At 29.7% G+C, this 23,471-nt stretch carries 20 protein-coding genes; 11 read left to right on the top strand and 9 right to left on the bottom strand.

Annotation, left to right across the window (positions count from 1 at the left end):
• Positions 1–9: 9 nt before the first annotated feature.
• From BVC87_RS05475 to BVC87_RS05440, 8 genes are all read right to left on the bottom strand, one after another.
• Complete coding sequence (locus BVC87_RS05475) at positions 10–477, bottom strand: DUF6495 family protein (protein ID WP_075341350.1); 468 nt, start codon at positions 475–477, stop codon at positions 10–12.
• Positions 467–1,153: a peptidoglycan DD-metalloendopeptidase family protein gene (locus tag BVC87_RS05470; RefSeq protein WP_075341349.1), complete on the bottom strand. Its 687-nt coding sequence runs from the start codon at positions 1,151–1,153 to the stop codon at positions 467–469. Before BVC87_RS05470 ends, BVC87_RS05475 begins: the two co-directional genes overlap by 11 nt.
• Before the next feature lie 152 nt (positions 1,154–1,305).
• Complete coding sequence (locus BVC87_RS05465) at positions 1,306–2,616, bottom strand: sugar MFS transporter (RefSeq protein ID WP_075341348.1); 1,311 nt, start codon at positions 2,614–2,616, stop codon at positions 1,306–1,308.
• Between the two features lie 612 nt (positions 2,617–3,228).
• On the bottom strand, positions 3,229–5,409 hold the full coding sequence (locus BVC87_RS05460) for a type II secretion system protein GspD (RefSeq protein ID WP_075341347.1): 2,181 nt from the start codon (positions 5,407–5,409) through the stop codon (positions 3,229–3,231).
• Between the two features lie 5 nt (positions 5,410–5,414).
• Positions 5,415–7,115 (bottom strand): DUF4200 domain-containing protein, encoded by a 1,701-nt coding sequence (locus BVC87_RS05455; RefSeq protein WP_075341346.1) that lies wholly within the window; start codon positions 7,113–7,115, stop codon positions 5,415–5,417.
• Positions 7,116–7,123: 8 nt separating this feature from the next.
• Positions 7,124–7,489: a hypothetical protein gene (locus BVC87_RS05450; protein ID WP_075341345.1), complete on the bottom strand. Its 366-nt coding sequence runs from the start codon at positions 7,487–7,489 to the stop codon at positions 7,124–7,126.
• The gene (locus tag BVC87_RS05445) at positions 7,479–8,207 is read right to left on the bottom strand and encodes a hypothetical protein (protein ID WP_075341344.1); all 729 of its coding nucleotides are present in this window, start codon (positions 8,205–8,207) and stop codon (positions 7,479–7,481) included. The genes BVC87_RS05450 and BVC87_RS05445 overlap by 11 nt, the downstream gene beginning before the upstream one ends.
• A 219-nt stretch (positions 8,208–8,426) precedes the next feature.
• On the bottom strand, positions 8,427–9,602 hold the full coding sequence (locus BVC87_RS05440) for a GlmU family protein (protein WP_075341343.1): 1,176 nt from the start codon (positions 9,600–9,602) through the stop codon (positions 8,427–8,429).
• A 206-nt stretch (positions 9,603–9,808) separates the two neighbouring features.
• On the opposite strand from BVC87_RS05440, the gene BVC87_RS05435 reads away from it, so the two are divergent.
• The 3 genes from BVC87_RS05435 to BVC87_RS05425 all read left to right on the top strand — a co-directional run bounded on the left by BVC87_RS05435 (position 9,809) and on the right by BVC87_RS05425 (position 13,444).
• Positions 9,809–10,198 (top strand): 6-phosphogluconate dehydrogenase, encoded by a 390-nt coding sequence (locus BVC87_RS05435; protein ID WP_075341342.1) that lies wholly within the window; start codon positions 9,809–9,811, stop codon positions 10,196–10,198.
• Positions 10,188–10,748 carry an acyl-CoA thioesterase gene (locus tag BVC87_RS05430; protein WP_075341341.1) on the top strand — a complete coding sequence of 187 codons (561 nt, stop codon included), beginning with the start codon at positions 10,188–10,190 and terminating at the stop codon, positions 10,746–10,748. Before BVC87_RS05435 ends, BVC87_RS05430 begins: the two co-directional genes overlap by 11 nt.
• Before the next feature lie 314 nt (positions 10,749–11,062).
• Positions 11,063–13,444 (top strand): outer membrane beta-barrel family protein, encoded by a 2,382-nt coding sequence (locus BVC87_RS05425; RefSeq protein ID WP_083629295.1) that lies wholly within the window; start codon positions 11,063–11,065, stop codon positions 13,442–13,444.
• A gap of 437 nt (positions 13,445–13,881) precedes the next feature.
• Here BVC87_RS05425 and BVC87_RS05420 read toward each other — a convergent pair whose 3' ends face one another.
• Positions 13,882–14,889 (bottom strand): 3-oxoacyl-ACP synthase III family protein, encoded by a 1,008-nt coding sequence (locus BVC87_RS05420; RefSeq protein WP_075341339.1) that lies wholly within the window; start codon positions 14,887–14,889, stop codon positions 13,882–13,884.
• Between the two features lie 300 nt (positions 14,890–15,189).
• Between BVC87_RS05420 and BVC87_RS05415 the strand changes: the two genes are divergently transcribed.
• The 8 genes from BVC87_RS05415 to BVC87_RS05380 all read left to right on the top strand — a co-directional run bounded on the left by BVC87_RS05415 (position 15,190) and on the right by BVC87_RS05380 (position 23,466).
• A complete protein-coding gene (locus tag BVC87_RS05415) occupies positions 15,190–16,437 on the top strand; it encodes an MFS transporter (RefSeq protein ID WP_075341338.1) in 1,248 nt (415 codons plus the stop codon).
• Positions 16,438–16,507: 70 nt separating this feature from the next.
• Positions 16,508–18,421 (top strand): molecular chaperone HtpG, encoded by a 1,914-nt coding sequence (htpG, locus tag BVC87_RS05410; protein WP_075341337.1) that lies wholly within the window; start codon positions 16,508–16,510, stop codon positions 18,419–18,421.
• A 101-nt stretch (positions 18,422–18,522) separates the two neighbouring features.
• Positions 18,523–19,848, top strand: a complete 1,326-nt coding sequence (locus BVC87_RS05405) for a hypothetical protein (RefSeq protein WP_075341336.1) — start codon at positions 18,523–18,525, stop codon at positions 19,846–19,848.
• 125 nt (positions 19,849–19,973) lie between these two features.
• Complete coding sequence (locus tag BVC87_RS05400; RefSeq protein WP_075341335.1) at positions 19,974–20,660, top strand: carboxypeptidase-like regulatory domain-containing protein; 687 nt, start codon at positions 19,974–19,976, stop codon at positions 20,658–20,660.
• A gap of 7 nt (positions 20,661–20,667) precedes the next feature.
• Positions 20,668–21,699 (top strand): transglutaminase domain-containing protein, encoded by a 1,032-nt coding sequence (locus BVC87_RS05395; protein ID WP_075341415.1) that lies wholly within the window; start codon positions 20,668–20,670, stop codon positions 21,697–21,699.
• A 134-nt stretch (positions 21,700–21,833) separates the two neighbouring features.
• The gene (locus tag BVC87_RS05390) at positions 21,834–22,268 is read left to right on the top strand and encodes a thioredoxin family protein (protein WP_075341334.1); all 435 of its coding nucleotides are present in this window, start codon (positions 21,834–21,836) and stop codon (positions 22,266–22,268) included.
• 2 nt (positions 22,269–22,270) lie between these two features.
• Positions 22,271–23,260: an FAD:protein FMN transferase gene (locus BVC87_RS05385; protein ID WP_394331628.1), complete on the top strand. Its 990-nt coding sequence runs from the start codon at positions 22,271–22,273 to the stop codon at positions 23,258–23,260.
• Positions 23,254–23,466, top strand: a complete 213-nt coding sequence (locus BVC87_RS05380) for a DUF4266 domain-containing protein (RefSeq protein WP_075341332.1) — start codon at positions 23,254–23,256, stop codon at positions 23,464–23,466. The genes BVC87_RS05385 and BVC87_RS05380 overlap by 7 nt, the downstream gene beginning before the upstream one ends.
• Positions 23,467–23,471 lie beyond the last annotated feature (5 nt).

Raw genomic sequence — 23,471 nt, 5'->3', positions numbered from 1 at the left:
TGTTAATAACTAACTTATAATTTTTTTAAAAAAACTATATAACTCACCTTTGCTTATGGCACTCCCTTTTTCTATTAAATCAAATATTTCAACATTTCGCTCAGAAGTATACTTCTTTGAGCCTTCAAAGATATCAACTTCCTTTGAATTATAATTTTCTAGTAACCAAGTATAACCATTTTGTGTTAATAAATCAACTTCTTTTTCTACTTTAATTACGATTCTACTGATTTTTTCAGCTTTACAGTTAAAAAGATTAATTGTATTTTTTGAAAAATGTTCTAAATATTCTGTTTTGTTTAATACATTATTCCAAACAATATCGCTAAAAACATTTAATTCATTTTCTGCTAATGCTGCTTTTTCTTCTTTAATCTTTTTCCACTCATTAGCATCAATTCCTTGTGTCGCTAAAAATTGAGCAAACTCTTCATGCAAACTTTTAAATTGCTCCGTGGTCAACTGTCTATATTTCATGAGGCAATTTTAATAGTAAATTCGGGTTTGGGCAATTCTTTTTATAAAGATTTATATTTTTTTCTGAACAAACTCCAGGATAATCCCCTGAATTACCTTGTAGATCTAATATGAGTTGAAAATGTAAATGAGGAGCATAATCTCCATTTACTGAATTATCTCCTAAAAAGCCTATGACTTCACTTTTTTTAACTTCTTGTCCTACTGCTATATTATCTAATGAATTTAAAGAAAGATGTCCATACAATGTGTAAAATGTAATATTCTCTAAATGATGCTCGAGTATAATAGTAGGGCCGTAATCACCATGATTCTTATTATTCTGAAAACTATGTATGGTACCATCTAAAGCAGCCAAAACCTTAGTTCCTTCATTACACCATAAATCTATACCTAAATGAATATTTCGTTCTTCGGTAGCTTCTGTAGTATTAAAATAGTTACTTCTTTTATAAATATCTCTTTTCTCTAAATACCCACCATAAGCTACTTTTGCTTGTTTTTCTTCTAAATACTGGTCCAAATAACTTGACCATTCAATTGATGAAGCAACATCAAACTCTTTTAAAGCTTTATTTTCACTCGAAATAGAAATAGCAGTGTATTGTTCTAAAGGAATATCAGCATCTACAACTTGGATAGGAGAAATCGATAATGAATTTAGAATTTGTTCCATATGTAAGGTATTCTCTATTTTAATTATTTCAAAAATAGTTTTAAAAATTAAAAAAGTCCTAAGTTTTTATCTTAGGACTTTTAATTATATTGTATTCTTCTTGTTGTCAACAAAATGAACTAAAAATTCAAGGAAATTGTATTGATAATAGTTTATCCAATATTTAACTTCCTTTTTGAATACCCATAATACCAAATGTAACCGTAACATAATAATACTAGAATAAATGCAAATTTGAATCCGATATTATCTGTTAATAACCCATATAATGGAGGAATTACAGCCCCTCCTACTATCATTGTACATAATAATCCAGATGCTTGTGGTTTTAAATCGTCTAAACCATCAATAGCTAACGTAAAAATAGTCGGGAACATAATTGAATTGAATAATCCTACCGCTAAAATACTCCACATCGCTACTAATCCAGAAGTATTCATCGAAATTACAATTAATGTTACAGCCCCAATAGCAAAAGCACTTAATACTTTAGATGGAGAAATGATTTTAGTTAAATAAGCTCCTATAAATCGTCCAACCATGGCTCCAGACCAATAAAAAGTTACAAAAGCGCCTACAATTGCCTTATTATCTATATTAGTTAGGTCGCTACCCAAAATCCCTTCTGAAATACTTCGCATGAATTCATTGTTTTTAATTACTTCAAACAAATTCATGTCTAAAAAGTAGCTTACCAAATAGCTACCGATAGCTACTTCTGCTCCTACATAAACAAAAATTCCAATAGCCCCCATGACTAAAGATTTTTTCTTCATTAATTTTTTATACCCACCTTCTGGTACTTTTTCCATCAATTTTGGCAACTTTACAAAGACAAAAATGATAGCTAATAGTATTACAAAGCTAGCAATACCTAAAAAAGGTGATTGCACTGCTGAAGCTTCAGAGATAAAATAAGCTTCTTTATCTGCACCTGAAAGTGCTGTTATTTCTTCTTTCGTTTTTACTTTATCACTTAGGATAAACATAGCACCTATAGCTGGTGCAATAGCTGTTCCTAATGAATTAAATGCTTGCGATAAATTTAATCGACTACTTGCCTCTTCTTCTGGACCTAAAACTGCTACATAAGGGTTTGCTGCTACTTGTAAAATTGTCATACCGCCTGCTAATACAAAATAGGCTAACATGAATATTCCAAAAACACGAAATGATGCTGCTGGGTAAAACAATAAACAACCAATGGCCATGGTAGATAAACCTAATACAATTCCTTTTTTATATCCGATTTTAGAAAGAATAAATCCTGCTGGGATAGATAATAAAAAATACGCCCCGAAAAAAGCAAATTGAACTAATCCAGCTTGGAAATAAGTTAATGTAAATACTTCTTTTAATCTAGGAATTAGAGAGTCTACCAGTACGGTGATAAATCCCCATAAAAAGAATAATGAAGTTAAAAAGATAAAAGCTGTTCTATACGATTTTTGGTTTGAAGACATGTACAAACGTGTTTTGGTTGATCTTAGATTATTTGTAAAACACAAAATAAATTAAAATTAAGGCTGTCTTTTTGTATTATTTTCACGAATCGTATACTGATTTTATCATTTATGTAATATTATTTTATCGTTGACTTCGATAAACTCAGTCACCTACTTCGACTTAGTTTAGTCATATTACCTCTATTTATATATGTTTATTGTTGATCGGTGCGGAAAAGTTTCTCCTTATCAGGTTATTATAATTATTGATTACTCAGTTTAACAGCTTACTCATATTTGGCACGAATTACAAATCCGCGCTATCGGGATTCACATCGGTTAAAATATTATTAATTACTATTCATTATATAACTTTACAACTACACTTGTTCTAGCCTTAAGTTTAAAAATATTAATAATGGTATAAGAAATTATTTGATTACGATCGATTTTCATTTTTTCCTTGATGAAAAAACGAAACAAAAAAATCAATTTAGTCTTAGGAAATTACTTCGTATCGCTCACTTTCAAAACTTCATGCATTAAGCTTCAATTGGCAATTCCGTTTTTTCGCTTTCTATTTTTGAGGCAAACATAAAGTCAATCATTAATTATTATTTTTTAATATTTTTATCTTAAAATCGTAGGGCGAATCAATACCGATAGTTTTGATTTTGAAGCTGTTCTTACTCTTTTACTAAATAACCATTTGATAACTGGAATTCTTGCTAAAAATGGAACGCCAGAACCTGAATCATTCTTTACATTTTCTTCTAAACCTCCTAAAATAACAACATCTTGATCTTTTACACGTAAAGCCGATGTAAATTCTCTTGAGTTTAATCCCGGAGGTGCTTCTTCATCTATTCGTTCTCCATTGAAGCTAGACTGAACCACATTAATACTTAATGTAATTTGATCATCTCCGGCAACCAATGGTTTTATAGAAATAGATAAATCTGCATCAATTGGCACATAATTTCGTATTGTACTTGTCTGAGGATTTTGTGTTCCTATAACATCTCTTCGAACTACTGCGTAATAAGATCTTTCACCACTAGAAAGCATTGCACTGTGTCCATTTAAAGTAGCTAACTTAGGTGTAGAACGTACTCTCACATTACCATTGGTTTCTAAAGCTTTAATTTTAGCAAAGAAATTCGGAACTACTCGACCTGCATTTAAAGATCCAAACCCGTTAAATCCTCCAATAAGCCTATTGATTGCACTTGCGCCTAAAGTAACATTTGCTGATGGAAATAAATCTCCAGTACTTTTTGTTGGACTATCTCCAACACCAAATTCCACACCCGTATCTAAAGTGTTTGATTTATTAACTTCTAGAATCATTACTTCGATTAATACTACTGGAACTGGCTTATCTATTTTCTTTAAAAACTTTTTAAGTTTATTAATTTTTTGTTGATCTCCACTAACTATAAAAGCATTTAATTCAATATCTGTTTTAATTTCTAAATCAGAAATCACCTCTTTTGGCAACATATTGATCAAAGCATCAGACTTGTTCTGATGGGTATCAAATGATTGGTTAGCACTTACGTTGACCCTTCTTTGTTGCTGAAATGAGTTGGAAGTATTATTTCCAAAGTTTTGACCATTTTGATTGAAACCTACATTTCCTTGGTTTCCAAAAGTATTGTTATTAAATCCACCTCCGTTTCCTTGAAAGCCAAAACCAGAACCTGAATTAAATCCTCTGTTTCTATTAGAAGAAACAGGTTGATTCATAATTTCAATAGAACGATGCATTAGTGGAATCACAACTGAACTTCTTGCTGATGTATTTTTATCATTTCCAAAATAATAGATATTATCATCTTTTTTGAAAGTGAAATTTGAGTCTTCTAAGATTTTAGCTAGCAAATCATCATAGGTTATTTCAGACGTTTTCATTGATACCGTTCCCATATTGGTTAATGGAATACTTGTAAACGAATTGATATTTAAATCGTTTCCTATATCACGTATCACATCTTCAATAGCTACATTATCAAAATCTACCTCTAATGTTTTATTGATAGAATCTAAAACTTTAAAATAGAAGTTTGATTTTCTATAGCGTTTTGGTCGCTGTACTTGTGATGGGGTTGCACTTACATTTCCTCGTCTGCCTGAATTGTTAGCTGCAACAGTATTAGCATAATCACCTTGGAATAAATAATAATCATCCTTAGTTTTTATGACCTCCAAATTATTTGAGAACGCTAGTTTTTCCATAGCACTTTCAAACGGCTTATTCTTTATATAAACTGATATTCTTTTATTGGCTAAATTTGGCGAATACACTAAGTTCTTACCTGTAACATCTGTAATTTTTTTAAAAGCAACTGATAGTGTGTCTTGTTGCAAATCAATAGAAAATAAATTACTATTTGGATCATATTCTGTAAAGATATCTCTAGAAACATACTGTACTTTCTCTTGCTTTTTTATGGGTTCATTTTTTAAAGCAATAATATTCCCTGTAATATCTACTGTAAGATTAAACTCTTTACACAAATACACAATAAAATCAATTAATCTAGCATCTGGTAAATTATAGGTTAACATTTTATTTTCTACTCGATTATCTACAACAATATTTACTCCTGTTTCTCTACCTAATGAAGCAATGAAAACTGGAAGTTGTGTATTGTTTACGTCTAAATTTACTTTTTCAAGTAAACCTGGTGTAGTTTCTGAAAAAACTGTTAATCTTTCCTGAATTTGTTGAATACGTTGATCTTCTTGAGCTTCAGAAAACCCCAAAAAGACAATAAAAAATATGATAAAAACTTCTATTCTCTTCACGTTATCTATTTCTTAGAATCTAGTAATTGGTTAAGTTTCTTTTCCAACTCATTAATACGCTCCCCATCTTTTACCAATTGACTATTTTTTTCTTCTAACTCTTTAATTCTTTTTTCTTGTTGAATTGTATATAGCGTTAATTCCTCTATCTTTTGTAATAATTTTGCATCCATTTCACCTAAGAAAAAACCATCTTTTTTTACTTCTTCTGCAGAAGGAATATTTTCCAAATGACCTTTTTCTTGAATATAATTTTCTACTTCTTCTAGAGTTGGTAACTTATAATCCTTATTAAAAACAAAATCTGCCCAATTCGTATATGTAGCTACTTTAACCTCTGTAGCTGCAATTTTACCGTTTACTCCTAATTTAAAACCTTTAGTATTTGTTGTTCCAATACCAACTGTTCCTCCTTCTTTATTTGAAAGATATACATCAGTTGGATTATCATAACCTCCTAAAAACATTTGAGAAGTGCTTCCATTGGTCCTAATAGGTTCAATAACTGCACCTACTGTGCCATGCCAAAAACTAAGATACTTATCTGTTGTATTCTCTTTGTAAATCCTAAATGCTTTTCTTTCAACAGATCTTAAATCTAATTTTGATGTTGTAGAATTTGTACCAATACCGACATCTCCTTTTGGTATAAATAAATCTGTACCTGATACTGAAGATGAACCTCCTACATATACATCTTTACCATTACTATAATTTAAATACAAATTATCATAACTTGTACTTGTTGGAGCTTTACCATCTACATGTCTAACTCTTAATCTTGAATTAGTAGTACCTCCAACATTAACATTACCTTGAACTGTTAATTTATAACCAGAAACAGGAGTAGATGTTCCTATTCCTACTTCACCATTTCTCGTAATCCTCATACTTTCTTTAAATGGACCAGGGCCATCAGTCCCTTGAGTTAAAAAAGATAAACCTACAAAATCAGCATCACTATGCTCTCTCGTTGCAGCAATAGCAGCTCTTCTTCTTCCTCCAGATTTCCACGTTAAACCTCCAAAATAATTTCCATTTCCTGGATCATCAGAACTAAATGTAATATGATCTTGATTTTGATCTACATCATTTGTATCAAAAGGCTTCTTATTGTGAATATTTAAGCTTTGAAAAGACGTTGTTAAGCCTTGATAAGGTGATGTTGCTTCAGGATGTAAATAAAATAACTCAGAAACTCCTAACCTTCCGTTAGAACCATATGTTGAATAAAATGTAAAACGTAGTTTAGTATACGATCCAGAAGGTAGTTTTATCGAAAAAGAGGTTCCTTCTGTATAATCTTTGTCCGTATAATCTGCTACAGTTACCCAAGTATTGGCTGTAGTATAAGTACTTGCCCACATATTATAGGCTTCTATTTTAAAACGTTTTGCATGCCAATACCTCGTAGACCAACCTACCCAAGCTCCTGTTTGAACATGGTAATTTGGTAACCCTTCGATAGTAACCACTGTTGGTGAACTGATAGACGGCGCATTAGATGTATATGATGGTTCAAATCTACCGTCAAATAAATAACTTAAATTCAAAGTGGCATTACCCGTTTGTGTAACTGTATACCTACTCGTTGCATTAAATAACATATTATGCTCTAAACCTACAGCATGAGTATTTTTTGTTATTGTCTGTGAAAAAACAACTATTGTAGATAGTAATAACGTAATCGATAAAAACTTTTTCATATTGATTTTTAATTTATGGTAATTTTATATGTTGTAAATGGTGTTTCGTGTTCAGTATTCATAGCCTTAACACGCCATTCGTATTCGCCTTTTTCTAATTTTATTGAAATTGATGTTTCAGTGATATTTGTATCTTCTACAATTTGAGTGGCTGTAGAAAAAGTCGGAGTAGCAACCTGAAATTTATATTCATCTGTTCCGCTTATCGCTTCCCAAGAGAATTTTATTGTTCCCGCATCTACAGTTACCCCATCAACTGGAGCTAAAACAAGTACTTTTTCATCAGAAATATCTTCTTCAAAAAAAGATTCACAACCAATTAGTGTAATAACAAAAACTAGTGTTAGAATTATATTTTTGATACTAAAAGTCATATTTCTTTATTTTATCTTTTATGGCTTTATTCGGGTTTCTATATGAATCATTTCTACATAATTCTCCTTCTTCAACCATACCTATTATTTTCATCGAATCTCTATCTGATACTTGCCAACAAAAAGATGACACATCATATTCAAAAGTATCCATGGCAGATGTATTAATTTTACCTATCAATTTATCTCCCTTATACATATGTATGAATTGTTGTCTATTAGGTGATGTTTGTAAATAAAATGTATCACTCTTTTTGACTTGTTCCAAAATAGCTGGATTTGTTACCCCTTTTAATTTGGAAACTATAGTTACATCTGGGTTTTTAACCAAATAGCGCTGTACTTCAATATTATCGCTATTCAACGCCTCTATAACCTGAACTTTATCTGTAATTTCAAACTCTATAAAATTAGGAACTGGTTGTATCGAATCATTAAATTGAATTTGTTGCTCTTTTGAAGTGTGATCTATATATGCTGTATAACTTTTAAAATTAGAAGCAGTAAACTTTTTAATAGTTGCATTTAATCTTATCCTTTTTTTAAATTCAGGAACTCCAACAACTTGATATTCTGATTTTCTAAGACTCTTTTTTTGAATACCAACAACTCCTAAATCTAAGGTAGTATAAGAGGTATATAATTTCTCTTTTTTAGGTAATACATGACAAGAGGTAATTGACAAACATACTAATATAGCGTATAAGTATTTTTTCATATTACAATTTTAACCCGTTTTTTAGTGGTGCAAATGTAGTATTTTTTTTGAAACAAGTAACAAAATTTTGATATTCTGAGGTTTAATAAGCTAGAAGCTAGAAGCTAGAAGCTAGAAGCTAGAAGCTAGAAGCTAGAAGCTAGAAGCTAGAAGCTAGAAGCTAGAAGCTAGAAGCTAGAAGCTAGAAGCTAGAAATTTAAATTAAACTTTTTTAAGGATCTAATAATTTCTATATTTTTTCGATTCTTCAAAAACAGCATTCAAAATTCGTTCTTCTATTTCATCATAATCTATATTACGCCTTTTCATTACTACTTTTGCTACTTCATTAACCTTATTCATTTTATACTCGGTAAAACCTGATCCTCCACCCCAACTAAATGATGGAACAAAATTTCTAGGGAATCCACTACCAAATATATTTGCAGATACTCCGACTACAGTTCCTGTATTAAACATGGTATTAATTCCACATTTAGAATGGTCTCCCATAATTAAACCACAAAATTGTAATCCTGTTTTAGCAAACCTTCCTGTATCATAACTCCATAAACGTACTTCTGCATAATTATTTTTTAAATTAGAGTTATTGGTATCTGCACCTAAATTACACCACTCACCTAAAACAGAATTTCCTAAAAATCCATCATGCCCTTTGTTCGAATATCCGAATAATACAGAATTATTTACCTCTCCTCCTACTTTACAATAAGGGCCTAAAGTTGTAGCTCCGTAAATTTTAGCTCCTAATTTTAATACTGATTTTTCACACATTGCTAATGCTCCACGCACAACAACGCCTTCCATAATTTTAGCATCTTTTCCTATGTAAATTGGTCCTGTTGTAGCATTCAAAGTTGCAAATGTTAACTTTGCTCCTTTCTCTATAAAAATATTTTCTTCTCCTATACATTGAACGGTATCAGGAATAGGTTGTGATTCTCTTCCCTCAGTAATTAATTCAAAATCTTGCCTAATAGCTTTATCATTATTTGAAAAAATATCCCAAGTATTATTAATTTGAATAATATCTTCTTCAAATTCAACCTGAGTATATGTATCAAAATCTACTTCTTCTTGATCTATAGATGTATAAAAAGCAATAACATCTTCACCTTTAAAAATAGCTTCGTTCTTTTTTAAATCGAGTACTTTATCCACTAAAGATTGTGTAGGTATAAAAGAAGCATTCAGCATAATGTTTTCATCCATTTCTACCATTGGGTATTTCTCTTCCAAATATTCTTCAGTTACTGTAGTAGTTGTCAGACCTAAATATCTTTCCCATTTTTCTCTAATGGTTAAAATTCCAACTCTAATATCTGCTACAGGTCTTGTATATGTAAAAGGTAGAAGAGATGTTCTTACATCTCCATCAAATAAAATATAGTTCATTTTGTATTGCTTTGTTTGAAGCTAAACAAACTTACAATAATTAACTTTTATACAAGAAAACTTAATTCACTTTTTATGGAATTTTAAAGCATCTATTTTTAATAAATAATACTATGAATTATAAGAACTAGCAATTGTATTTACTAACTTTAGTTGTATTTTTGAATGCAAGACTTTAAAATCATTTAAATTTATATATCTGAAGAATGAAAAAAATTTTAGCGCTTATTTTATTGTCAATTTTTCTATTAGCTGCTGCCTATTATGCTTTTATTTATTATGTTCCGTATAGTGAAGGTGTACGAACTGGAGAATTGATAAAATTTAGTAGAAAGGGAATTGCTGTAAAAACTTGGGAAGGAGAAATCAGTCAAGGAATATCTGGAGCTCAAATTTTTAAATTTAGTGTAGAGGATAAAGAAACTAAGGTTATTAAAGATTTACAAAAATACCAAGGACGTTATGTAAAACTTAGCTATAAAGAACGTTTTGGAAAGTTCTTTTGGTTGGGTGATACTAAATACTTTATTACTAAAGTTGAACAAGAAAACTCACCTCATTTTAGTGGATTAAGATCAAAAAAGGATGAAGAATAATTATAAACAAGTAGAAGATACTAGAATTACTATATCAGAATTAATGTTGCCTTCACATGCTAATTTTAGTGGTAAAATTCATGGTGGATATATTTTAAATTTAATGGATCAGATTGCATTCGCTTGTGCTTCTAAACACTCTGGAACGTACTGTGTTACTGCATCTGTAGATACTGTAGATTTTTTAAATTCTATAGAAGTTGGTGAATTGGTTACTATGAAAGCTTCTATTAATTATGTTGGTAGAACTTCTATGGTTGTTGGAATACGTGTAGAATCGCAAAACATACAAACAGGAACTATAAATCATTGTAATTCATCTTATTTTACTATGGTGGCTAAAAATGATGAGGGGAAAAATGTAGCTGTTCCTGGATTAATTGTAAACGATCCTTTAGAGTTAAGACGTTTTCTAAAAGCTGTAAAACGAGTTGAAATGAAAAGAAAACGTAGGGAAGAGTTTGATGCCGAACATTTTATACCTGAAAATTATTTAAAAGATTTAGAGAAACATAATGTTAAGATTGAACTCGACGATTCAAATAGTTAATCTGAGTTAAAATTTTTAGAAATAGAGTATACATACTTAAAAAACACCAAATAGACAATTTATAGTAGATACATAGTAATTTAAGCTCTCATCATTAAAATCATAGATAGCTTTCATAAATTAGTCAATCATAACAAGTTTTCATGCTATTACTTTGCTTTTGAAGTAATAGAAGAAATTGATTATTATATAGAAACCACTACTATTCTTAAATAAGTAAAGTTATTTTATATTTTTTTATAAAAACTAACAAAATTCTAATTTGTTTTCATAATTTAGGCAACATTAATTAACCAAACAAAATCCTTCTAAAATTGAAAAATTGTTACCTATTTTTCTTTACACTCCTATTGTCTATAGCTGGATCTTATGCACAAAAAGGTGAGCTATCTGGAAAAGTGATTGATCAGGTCTCTAAAAAAGCGGTTCCATATGTTTCTGTAGTATGTAAAAACAATAAAAAGGAAATTGTTTCGGGGGGTATTTCCAATGAAAATGGGTTGTTTATTATAAAAAAACTACCTTTTCAACAATTGTTTGTAGAAATTCAATCTATAGGTTATAGAACTATTCAAAAAACTATTTACCTTAATAAAGATAATCCAAAAGTAGATTTGGGTACGCTGCTCCTAGAAGAAAGTAACAACACTTTAGAAAATGTAGAAATTAAAGGTGAGACCGCTTCTCTAGTTCAAAAAATAGATCGAAAAATTATTAATGTAGGCAAGGATTTATCTGCCTCTGGAGCTAATGCTTTACAACTATTACAAAACCTACCTACTTTAGATGTTGATCCTGTAAATGGAACCGTTAGTTTACGAGGTAATGATAATGTGAGAATTCTTGTTGATGGAAAACCTTCTAATTTAGATAATGATCAATTATTGCGGCAAATACGATCTAATTCAATAAAACAAGTAGAAATAATTACCAATCCTTCTGCTAAATATAGTCCTGAAGGTATGAGTGGACTCATAAATTTAGTTTTAAAAAAGAATGCTCAAATTGGTTTCAATGGAAGTATTTCTGCGGGAGTTGAACATAGTAAAAATACTAGACCAGATTTTTATTTCGAATCCAATTATAAAACTGGTAAAGTTAATTTTTACGGAAATTATAGCTATAATTTTGGAGATTATGCTACTATTTTTTCTTATGATAGAACTGACATTGATTTATTCCAAAACTTAGATTTTTTAAATGACTCACAAGGACATAATTTTAGGATTGGTGCAGATATCACACTATATGAACAAAATATACTTTCTATATATACTTCCCAAGGTTTTAATCCTAATTCTTTACGTACTCAAACTACTATTTTAGAAAATAATATTCAAACTTCTAATACCACATATTTTTCTGATTATAATTTAAGAGATGAAACTTATAATATAGGATATCTTCATAATTTTGATAAAAAAGGCCAGCAATTAGAATTAGAATTGAACTATAGTATATTTGAAGAACCTGAAGTTGCTAATAATACAGATGCTTTAGATGGCAGTTCAATTTTAAATTTTAACTCCACTATTGAGCATACTAGAAAATTATGGCTTGCAAATATTGATTATACCAAACCTATAGAAAAAGGAAACATAGAAATTGGTTTGGAATATAGAAAACGAAATGTTGCAAATAACATTATTACAAATCAACAAATTCAAATAACCCCACCAACCATACAACCTTTTGGTAATACTAAACTAACGTATGATAGAGATATATTCTCTGGTTATATTAATTTCAATAAAGAGTTTGGAAAATTTTCTTTTCAGAGCGGTTTACGAGCAGAACAACTAAAATTAGACGCTTTTTTTACTAATCCTACGCAGGGAGACTCAGCAATAAAACAAGACGTATTTTCATTATATCCTTCTGCATTTTTGTTATACCAACTTACAGATGATGATTCTTTTCAAATCAGCTATAGTAGAAGAGTTAATAGACCTTCTATTTATCATGTATACTCTATTTTAGAATGGTATTCTCCCTTAACTGTTTCTGTAGGTAATCCTAATTTACGTCAGCAGTTCACTAATTCTGTAGAGTTTAATTATACTAAAAATTTTAAAAAAGGCTTTTTATCTTTAGGTGCATTTTATAGAAGATCTAATGATTATATTGGCGCTCTAATTCAAACAGATCCAGTAAACCCAGATCGTCAGTTACGAACATTTATAAACTATGACTACGCGGATGATTTTGGTATGGAGATGTCTGCTAAATACAAAGCTATACAATGGTGGAGCATCTCTCCTTCTTTAGAAACTTATATTCAACAATCTCAGGGTTTTCTTAATAATCGTTTAGAAAATATAACCAATACTAATATTAAAGGACGAATTAGAAATTCTTTACGTGTTTCAAAGAAAATAAAGCTTCAATTTGATGCAATTTATAGAGGAAGAAATGCAACTATTCAACAAACTTTAGAGCCTTATACTTACTTTAATGCTAGTGCCAGATTTTCTTTATTTGATGGAAATGGAAGTTTAAATATACGAGGTAATGATATTTTTAACAATCGAGATTTCAATATCATTTCTAACAATCCTTTTCCTCAAAATGTTCATTATGACCTTGAGTTAGATTTAATCTACGTAGGGTTTACCTATAATTTTGGAAGTGGAAAAAATAGAGAAAGAGAGCGAAAATATAGAGACAATAATGAAAAACAAAAAGGATTATTATAAATTACTTGGATAAAAGTTTTATTTATGCTTCTAAAGTCGGGAAAACTATATCGAAATGAAGCAAAAATCACCTCTTTAATATATTAAGTTTAGGAGTTAAAGAAAGTCTTTAAGTATTATATGAAACTCACATTATTCAATCGATTTCTTTATTGAAATTACACACTGCACCTTAAGACTTCTAACTATATTTAAAATTAATTATTAACCTTAAAATAAATTATAATGAAAAATCTAGGCAAAATCTTAAACAAGTCAGAGTTAAAAAAAATAATAGGTGAAAAAGCTTATCCCCTTGATGATAAGAGTAACTGTGTCGACAAAAATAATGGTAGACCACCTCGTGTCATTATATGTGATGATTAATACTAAAAAATTAAAAAGCCTTGCAATGATAAATTGCAAGGCTTTTTAAATATTTTATTGTCGTAAATTTATTACCAACGAATCACTACTGACCCCCAAGTAAATCCACTACCAAAGGCTGCTAAAACAACTAAATCATTGTCTTTAATCTTTCCTTCTTCCCAAGCTTCTGTTAATGCAATAATAATAGAGGCTGCAGTAGTATTCCCATAACGCATGATATTATTATATACTTTATCATTAGCCAACTCAAACTTTTTCTGAATAAACTGAGCTATTCTTAAATTTGCTTGGTGTGGAATTAACATATCTATATCATCTTTTTGCAATCCATTAGCCTGTAAACCTTCAATGATTGCTTCAGAAAAACGAACTACTGCGTGCTTAAATACAAATTGTCCGTTCATATGTGGAAAATACGAAGTATCATCAGGATCATTAGCTTCTATGATTTCTGGTACCCAACGGTTAGTTGAAGGCCCCATCAGCGCTAACTCTTCAGCATGTTTACCTTCAGAATGTAAGTGAGAAGATAAAATTCCTTTTCCTTCTTCTTCACATCTCGATAGTACAGCTGCTCCTGCTCCATCTCCAAAAATAACGGTTACTCCCCTACCTCTAGTAGATCTTTCCAATCCTCCTGAGTGATTTTCAGAACCTATAACTAGAATGTTTTTGTACATACCAGTTTTGATAAACTGATCAGCTACAGATAAAGAATAGATAAAACCTGAACATTGATTACGTACATCTAAAGCTCCTATAGTAGGCATATCTAACATATCTTGTATCTGCACTCCACCACCTGGGAAATACATATCAGGACTTAACGTTGCAAAAACGATAAAATCTATATCATCTTTTGTTAATCCAGCTCTTTCAATAGCTATTCTAGCAGCTTTAGCTCCCATAACAGCTGTGGTGTCTTCGGTTTTTGGGTCTATCCAACGACGCTCTTTGATTCCAGTTCTTTCCTGAATCCATTCATCGCTAGTTTCCATCCATTGTGTTAAATCGTTATTAGTTACCACATTTTCAGGTACATAATAACCTAACCCCGTAATTTTTGAACTATACATACGAATTGGTTAAAAAATTTTAGTTGTCTTTGTTTGTGCCTTAAAAGCCTGTAAAAGTATGAATTTTATAATCTACCAACAAAATGACTTCACATAAAGTTAATACAAATGTCAAGTTGTCATAACAATACTTTAAAATTAAAAGAAGAACTTATAAAAAAACATCATAAATTATGATAATTTTCACTTCTACATATCAGACTCAAAAACAGTGACTATTATTCAATTTTTTATTATCAAAACTTCACAAACACAAGTAAAGCATTATTATTTATGAAAACATTTTCTTAAATTTCCAAAATGAACTATAAAAAGGTATTTCAAATTAGCTTATTGATTCTGGCCTCAGAAATCATTTATGCATTGCCTTTTATGTTAATTCGAATTTTTAGACCTACTTTTTTAACAGCATTTAATATTGATAATAAAAGCATAGGGATTTGCTTCACTTTATATGGAATTTCTGCAATGATATCTTATTTCTTAGGTGGTCTTATTGCTGATAGATTTCAATTAAAATATTTAATGAGTATTGCTTTGTTTTTAACAGGCCTTGGAGGTTTCGTTTGGATTTTATATCCTACGTTATCCACACTATATTTATTGTACATTTATTGGGGAATAACAACTATTATGTTATTCTGGTCTCCTTTAATTAAGGCTACTCGCTTATGGGGTGGTAAACAACAACAAATTTTAGCTTTTGGATTATTAGAAGGTGGTAGAGGAATAGTAGCTGCTGTAGTAGGCACTATTGGAGTTGTCATTATTTCTTCAATTTCAATAGATCAATATTCTTCTCCATTACTGTTACAAAATGCAATGAATAAAGTGTATTTAATCACTTCAGTATTAATAGTTCTTGTTGCTGGTTTAATGCTATTTTCTCCCAGCTTCGGAGACCCTTCAAAAATTACAACTACAAATAAAAACAGAACTAATATTTTAAAAGCTCTTCAGTATCCTGTAATATGGATTTTAATGGTTATTGTTTTAACTTCATATATAGGTTTTAGAGTCGCTGATATTTTCACTCAATATGCCAATGAAATACATGGTTACAATGCCAAAGAATCTGCACAACTAGGTACTTTCTTTTCCTATTTAAGACCCATAGTTTGTTTACTTGTTATTTTCTTTGCTAAAAACTCCAATCCATCAAAATGGTTGATCATTGGTTTTTCTGTAATGTCTTTAGGAGGCTTTTTATTAGTCTTTAATGGTACAATGTTTAATTCATCTTTCTTATTATTAACAAGTTCTTTAGTGGGAGTTTATACTTTAAGGGCACTATATTTTACTGTTTTAGAAGAGGCTAAAATATCATTGACCATCACAGGAACCGTTGTTGGAGTACTATCTGTAGTAGGGTTTTCTCCAGATATTTTTTTAGGCCCAATAGAAGGCTATTATTTAGATGAAGTTGGAGGTATACATGGTTATCAATATTTATTTATTTTCTTTTTGGTAAGCTCTATAATTGGCTTAATCGCTTCTGTTCTTTTTTACAAATCAGTAAAATCAAAACAACAATTTCTGTCAACCTGACACTTTTTTTTATTTGGTATTTTTTTTGACACTGAGGTGTTGTATTTAAATTAAAAAAAATCAACAAACAATGGGTAAAGGAAATATTAATGTATCAGTGGAAAATATTTTCCCACTAATTAAAAAATTCTTGTATTCAGATCATGAAATTTTCTTAAGAGAGTTAATTTCAAATGCGACAGATGCAACGACTAAATTGAAACACTTAATTTCTATTGGAGAAGCTAAAGTTGACTATGGGACTCCTCAAATAGAAATTAAAATAGATAAAGACAATAATACACTTCACATTATAGACCAAGGACTTGGGATGACTGCTGAAGAAGTAGAAAAGTATATCAATCAAATCGCTTTTTCTGGTGCTGAAGAATTTTTAGAAAAGTATAAAGATTCTAACAACGAAACTGGTGTTATCGGACATTTTGGATTAGGTTTCTATTCTGCTTTTATGGTAGCAGATAAAGTAGAGATCATTACCAAATCATATAAAGAAGAGTCTGCTGCGCATTGGATTTGTGATGGTTCTCCTGAATACACTTTAGAGGCACATGATAAGACAGAAAGAGGTACAGAAATTATTCTTCATATTTCTGAAGATGAAAAAGACTTTTTAGAAGATCAAAAAATTTCTGGTTTATTAACTAAATACAACCGTTTCAATCAAATTCCTATAAAATTCGGTACTAAAAAAGTAAATGATCCAGATTTCACACCTAAAACAACTAAGGATGAAGATGGTAAGGAAACTACTGAGCCTCATAAGCAAATCGATGTAGATAATATCATCAATAATACCAATCCTGCATGGACTAAAAAGCCTGCTGATTTAGAGGAAGAAGATTATAAGAATTTCTACAGAGAATTGTATCCAATGCAATTTGAAGAGCCTTTATTCAATATCCATTTGAATGTAGATTATCCTTTTAACTTAACAGGTATTCTATATTTCCCACGTTTATCTCAAAACATGGATATTCAAAAGGATAAAATTCAACTATACCAAAATCAAGTATTTGTAACTGATAACGTAGAAGGAATTGTTCCAGATTTCTTACAAATGTTAAAAGGTGTGATTGATTCTCCAGATATTCCTTTAAATGTATCTCGTTCATACTTACAAGCTGATGGTGCAGTTAAAAAGATTTCTGGTTACATCACTAAAAAAGTAGCGGATAAACTTGCTTCTTTATTCAAAAAAGATCGTGAAGATTTTGAGAAAAAATGGAACGATATTAAAGTGATCATTGAATACGGAATGTTATCAGAAGATAAATTCTTCGATAAAGCAAAGAAGTTTGCCTTATACCCTACTGTTGACGATACTTTCTTTACTTATGAAGAGCTTGTAGAAAAAACAAAAGATGCACAAACAGATAAGGATGGTAATCATGTAATTTTATATGCAGCTAATAAAGATGCACAACACAGTTACATTCAAGATGCAAGAGCTAAAGGATATAAAGTATTATTATTAGACTCTCCGATTGTTTCGCATTTAATGCAAAAATTAGAGACTTCAGCTGGTGATGCTAAAATTCAATTTAAGCGTGTAGATGCTGATCATGTTGACAACTTAATCAAGAAAGATGACACGGTAATTTCTAAACTTTCTGACGAAGAAAAAGAAAAACTTAAGCCTGTTATTGAAGGAGCTGTAAACAACTCAAGTTATACAGTTCAGTTAGAGGCTATGGATTCTTCTGCTTCTCCTTTCTTAATCACTGTTCCAGAATTTATGCGTAGAATGAAAGAAATGAGTGCTTCTGGAGGTGGTGGTATGATGGGTATGGGTAATATGCCTGAAATGTATAATTTAGTAGTAAATACAAACCACGAATTAGTATCTGATATTTTAAATGCTGATGAAGAAAAGCAAAAAGCATTAGTATCTCAAGCTTTTGATTTAGCTAAGCTTTCTCAAAATTTATTACATGGTGAAGAATTAACAAATTTTATCAAACGTTCTTATGATTTGATTAAATAATTCATCCATAAAAATTATCTTAAAAACCTCTTTGTTTTACACAAAGAGGTTTTTTTTGTAACATTGCTTTATCACAATTCAATTAACTACGTAAATTCACTATGAAAAGTAACTATAATAGTATAAAGTTTAAACAGTGGCTGGATAAACTTCAACAAGAAAGTTGGCAATTAGAATTGCTGATTTCTGGATTTGCTATTTTTGGTTTAGCCAATGTTTTTGAACCTTTAAGAAATAAAATTACGGAAGCTAATGCCATGGAAAGTCCATATGAAATTTTATATGGATTAGTATACTCATACAGTGCTATTCTAGCAATCAATCTTGTAGTACATGTAATTTTTAGAGGCTTATGGATAGGGTCTGTAGGTTTACGTTACGTATCTGGTGATATCGATTATGAGAAATTAAATTATACAGATAAGTTTACCAAATACTTAAAGAAAAAAGTAGGTCCGTTCGATAAATACATTTCTAATTTAGAAGACTTATGTAGTATTGTTTTTGCCATGTCATTTATTGTACTTTTCTATTTTCTTGCTTTTTTTATTTGCTCAACATTACCCATACTCATTTTAAAACAATTACAAGGAACTGAAATATTACCTAAATTACTTTTTAAAATTATAAGTGGATTTGTTCTTCTTGTATTCTATGTCTCTGCCCTTTTATTTTTTATAGATTTTCTTACACAGGGATATTTGAAAAAGAAAAAATGGATTTCTAAAATTTACTTCCCTATTTACGTATTCTTCAGTACTATTACGCTATCTTTTTTATATAGAGCTTTGATTTACAATTTTCTAGATAACAAATTCGGAAAGAGAGTTCTACTACTCTTAATGCCTATTTATATAGTTGTAGGTGTACTAAGTTCTTTTAAAAATACAAGTTCAAACTATTTATTAGACGACTCCTTTTCTTCTGCTAACTACATAGAAAAAAGCAATTATCTAAATACTATAGATGAAAAAAGTTTTGTTAAGGATATTGCTATTCAACACAAAGTAATAACGGATTCTTACTTAAAAGTTTTCATTGTTTATAAAAGTGAAATCGAAGACATTATTACACAAAAGAATGCTAGTTTAAAACCTAAAAAAGATAGTAGAGGATATAAACAAACCGTGTTTACCGCTAGCAGAAGAGATTTGAAAAAACTGGATCGTGCAGATAGTTTATATAGGCCTTACTTAAAAACATTTAATAAAATATATTCCCTCAAAATTGATAGTATTGAGATTCCTTCTGATTTTATCATTTCTAAAGTAAATAAGCAATTAGGTTTTGAGACTATTCTCCCTTTAAAAAGTATTCCTGAAGGAAAACATTTATTAAAAGTAAGTAGGATTAACTATACTGAAAAGGATAAAAAAGAAATTACCGAGAAAGTAATTGACATTCCCTTTTGGTACTATAAAGATTAAAATACTTTTTTATATAGAACTTTCTTAGTTTACTCATTCAGAGTTACATTTCACTCATTCTCATTTTTGAGTGAGAACTAGCTTTTATAGGTTTCATTATTATTAAACTATATAAAAGCATAACTATGAAAAATCAATTTACTCTAGAAGTTAAAAATCCTTGTTCTGAAAACTTTAATAATTTTACTGCAACAAAAGCGGGAGGTTTTTGCAAATCTTGCTCTAAAGAAGTAATTGACTTTACAGGTAAGAGTCCTCAAGAAATTATTGAGTACTTTAAGAAGCAAACTAATGAAAAAACCTGTGGACGATTTACTGATTATCAATTAACCACGTACACAGAAAACTCAAACCCCAAAAAAAAAAATTTTCTCAAAAGTGTTGGTTTAGCCTGTTTGTCTTTATTTGCTTTCAACACTGTAGAAGCTCAAGAAACAAAACCAAAAACAGAAATATTAGAAAATCAAAAAAATGATACGATAACTACCAAAAACAATCGTATCATTATTAAGGGAACTGTTTCTGATCAATTAGAAGTTTTACCAGGAGCATCAGTTGTATTACAAGGAAGTACCATTGGAACTGAAACTGATTTTGATGGAAACTTTGAATTTCCTAAACCTTTAAAAAAAGGAGACGTACTTGTATTCAGTTTTGTAGGTTTTGAATCTAAAAAGATAGTTATTAACGACGAAAAATCAGCTTCAAACGTCACTTTGAAAAATTTAATTACTAGTTGCGACCTTATTTTTTTAGGAGAAGTGAATGTTAAAAAAATATATAAATCAAAAAGAAAGTTCACAAAGAAGTAGTATTACTATGATTAAAAAAACTACTTTAATTCTAATTTTATTCATAGGGTTCAGCGTCAGTTCTCAAGTAACTGACTTTAATCATATTGATTTCACAATAGCTGAAAATACTGCTAAATTATATGAAAATGAAGATATAAATAATCTTCCTTTACTAACACATAAATTAACGTATAAACTTACTACAGAGGTAGAAAAGTTTAGAGCTATTTATTACTGGGTATGTCATAATATTAGAAATGATTATACCGCATTTTTAAAAATTAATCAGAAAAGAAAAAAGCTAAAAAATGATAGTATTGCTTTTTTAAATTGGCACAATGAATACAAAAAAAAGTTATTCAATCGATTGTTAAAACATAAAAAAACAGTTTGCACAGGTTATGCATACTTGATCAAAGAAATGGCTTTTATTGCTGGTATAGAATGTGTAATTGTAGACGGCTATGGAAGAAACATAACTTCAAACATTGATACTTTAGGTCTTCCCAATCATTCTTGGAATGCTGTAAAACTGAATGAAAAATGGTATTTATGTGATGCTACTTGGTCTAGTGGTTATACTAATGAGAAATTTACGTTTCTTAATGATTATAATGACGGATATTTCTTAACTGATCCAACACTTTTTGCTAAAAGTCATCAACCTTTACTTAAAAAATGGTTATTAGATACTAACCAAACTAATCAGGAGTTTATATCGGCTCCTATAATTTATGACGCTACTTTTGAGCAAAAAATTATTCCATTAATTCCTAATACTTTACATATTGAAACTTATAACAATGAAAAATTATATTTTAAGTTTAAAACTTTAAAAACTATTCATTTGAATACAGTTTTTTTAATTTACTACACTAATAATGGATCAGAAATAAAACTAAAAATCAATGATTTACAAAACAATAATGGTTTTATAAGTTTTAATCATATTCTTTCTAAAAAAGGGATTTATGATTTTCATGTTAAAATGAATAGTGAAATTATTTCAAGCTATACTGTTTATGTTGAAAGACAAAAAAAATCAATTAATTACTAGTTTTATTTTTAAGTTTTCAATTAAAAAATAATAAAAGCCTCTTTGTGAAAGCAAAGAGGCTTTTATTTAAAAATAGGGTATTCAAACTTTTAACTGTACAAATTATATAACTCCATGTTTAAATATCCTATATCATGAAACATTTTTTAAGTATTATATGTATTCTTTTTTCGCTTGTTTCAAACGCACAAGAATGGCATACTGACATAAACCAAGCTAAAAAAATAGCTAAATCAGAAAACAAGAACATAGTACTTGTATTTCAAGGAGGTGATTGGTGTATTCCATGCATGAAACTAGATAAGGAAGTTTGGAACACTGAAACATTTAAAACATCTGCAAAAGAAGATTTTGTAATGTTATTAGCTAATTTCCCTCGAAAAAACAAAAATAAATTAAGTGCACAACAACAGGAAGCTAACGCTAAACTTTTCGAAAGATATAATCAAGAAGGTTTTTTCCCTTTAGTAGTTATTATGAATTCAGAAGGAAAAGTATTGGGAAAAACGGGTTATAAAAAACTTTCTGCTAAAAAATATATCGAGCATTTACAATCATTTAAATCTTAGATATTTTGAAGAAGTTTATAGTTATTTTTTTCTTATACTGTATTACAATTAACGCCCAACAAGTTTTTAATAAAACTGTAAAATTGATGGGGTGTCGCTTTGACATTGTAGTTGTTGCTGACTCTGAAAACATAGCAGACAAACATATATATACTGCCATTCAAGAAATCAAACGAATTGAAAATTTAATTTCTTCATGGAACCCCAGCTCACAAACCTCAAAAATTAACCTAAATGCAGGTATTACACCTGTAAAAGTAGATTCAGAACTCTTTCAATTAATTAAAAGATCTAAAAAAATATCACAACTTACAGATGGTGCTTTTGACATAAGCTTCGCTTCAATTCATAAATTATGGAAATTTGATGGTACTACTATTAATCCTCCAACTAAGGAATCAATACAGCTATCTGTCTCTAAAATTAATTTTAAAAATATTCTACTTAACGAAGAAAAACAAACTGTTTTCTTAAAAGAAAAAGGGATGAAAATTGCATTTGGAGCCATTGGTAAGGGATATGTTGCCGATAAAGCTAAAAAGTTACTACAATCTGAAGGTGTAGTTGCTGGAATTATTAATGCCTCAGGTGATATGAATACTTGGGGAGAACAACCTAACGGTGATCCTTGGAAAGTTGCTATTACTAATCCTATGGATAAAAGTAAATCTTTTGGAACTCTTCCTATTTCAAACCAGTCTATTGTGACATCTGGCAATTACGAAAAATTTCTTCTGATGCAAGGCAAACGTTATTCACATATCATTGATCCTAGAACTGGTTATCCCACTACTGGTATTTTAAGTGTTAGCGTTATTGCACCTAAAGCAGAACTAGCTGATGCTTTAGCGACATCAATATTTGTTATAGGAAAAGAAATAGGCTTAGATAGAATTAATCAGTTAAAAAATGTTGAATGCATAATTATCGATGACGAAGGAGGTATACATTATTCAGAAAATATTCAAATAAATAAAAATAAAACATGGTAAAAGGAATAGCATTATCCACATTACTTATGATTACTATGAATTCATGTGTAGTAGTTAAAGAATATGAAAAAATTAACTTAAACGATCCTGATATGGCTTTAAAAATGAAAAAATGTGACAAAAATTTAATTACATCACATTCATACAGAGAAGCTGCTTCAGGTGCAAATGGTGGAAAAACTGGAGGAGGCTGTGGCTGTAATTAAACAAA

The organism is Tenacibaculum agarivorans (assembly GCF_001936575.1).
GTDB lineage: Bacteria > Bacteroidota > Bacteroidia > Flavobacteriales > Flavobacteriaceae > Polaribacter > Polaribacter agarivorans.
This window is presented reverse-complemented; position numbering and strand designations above follow the sequence as displayed.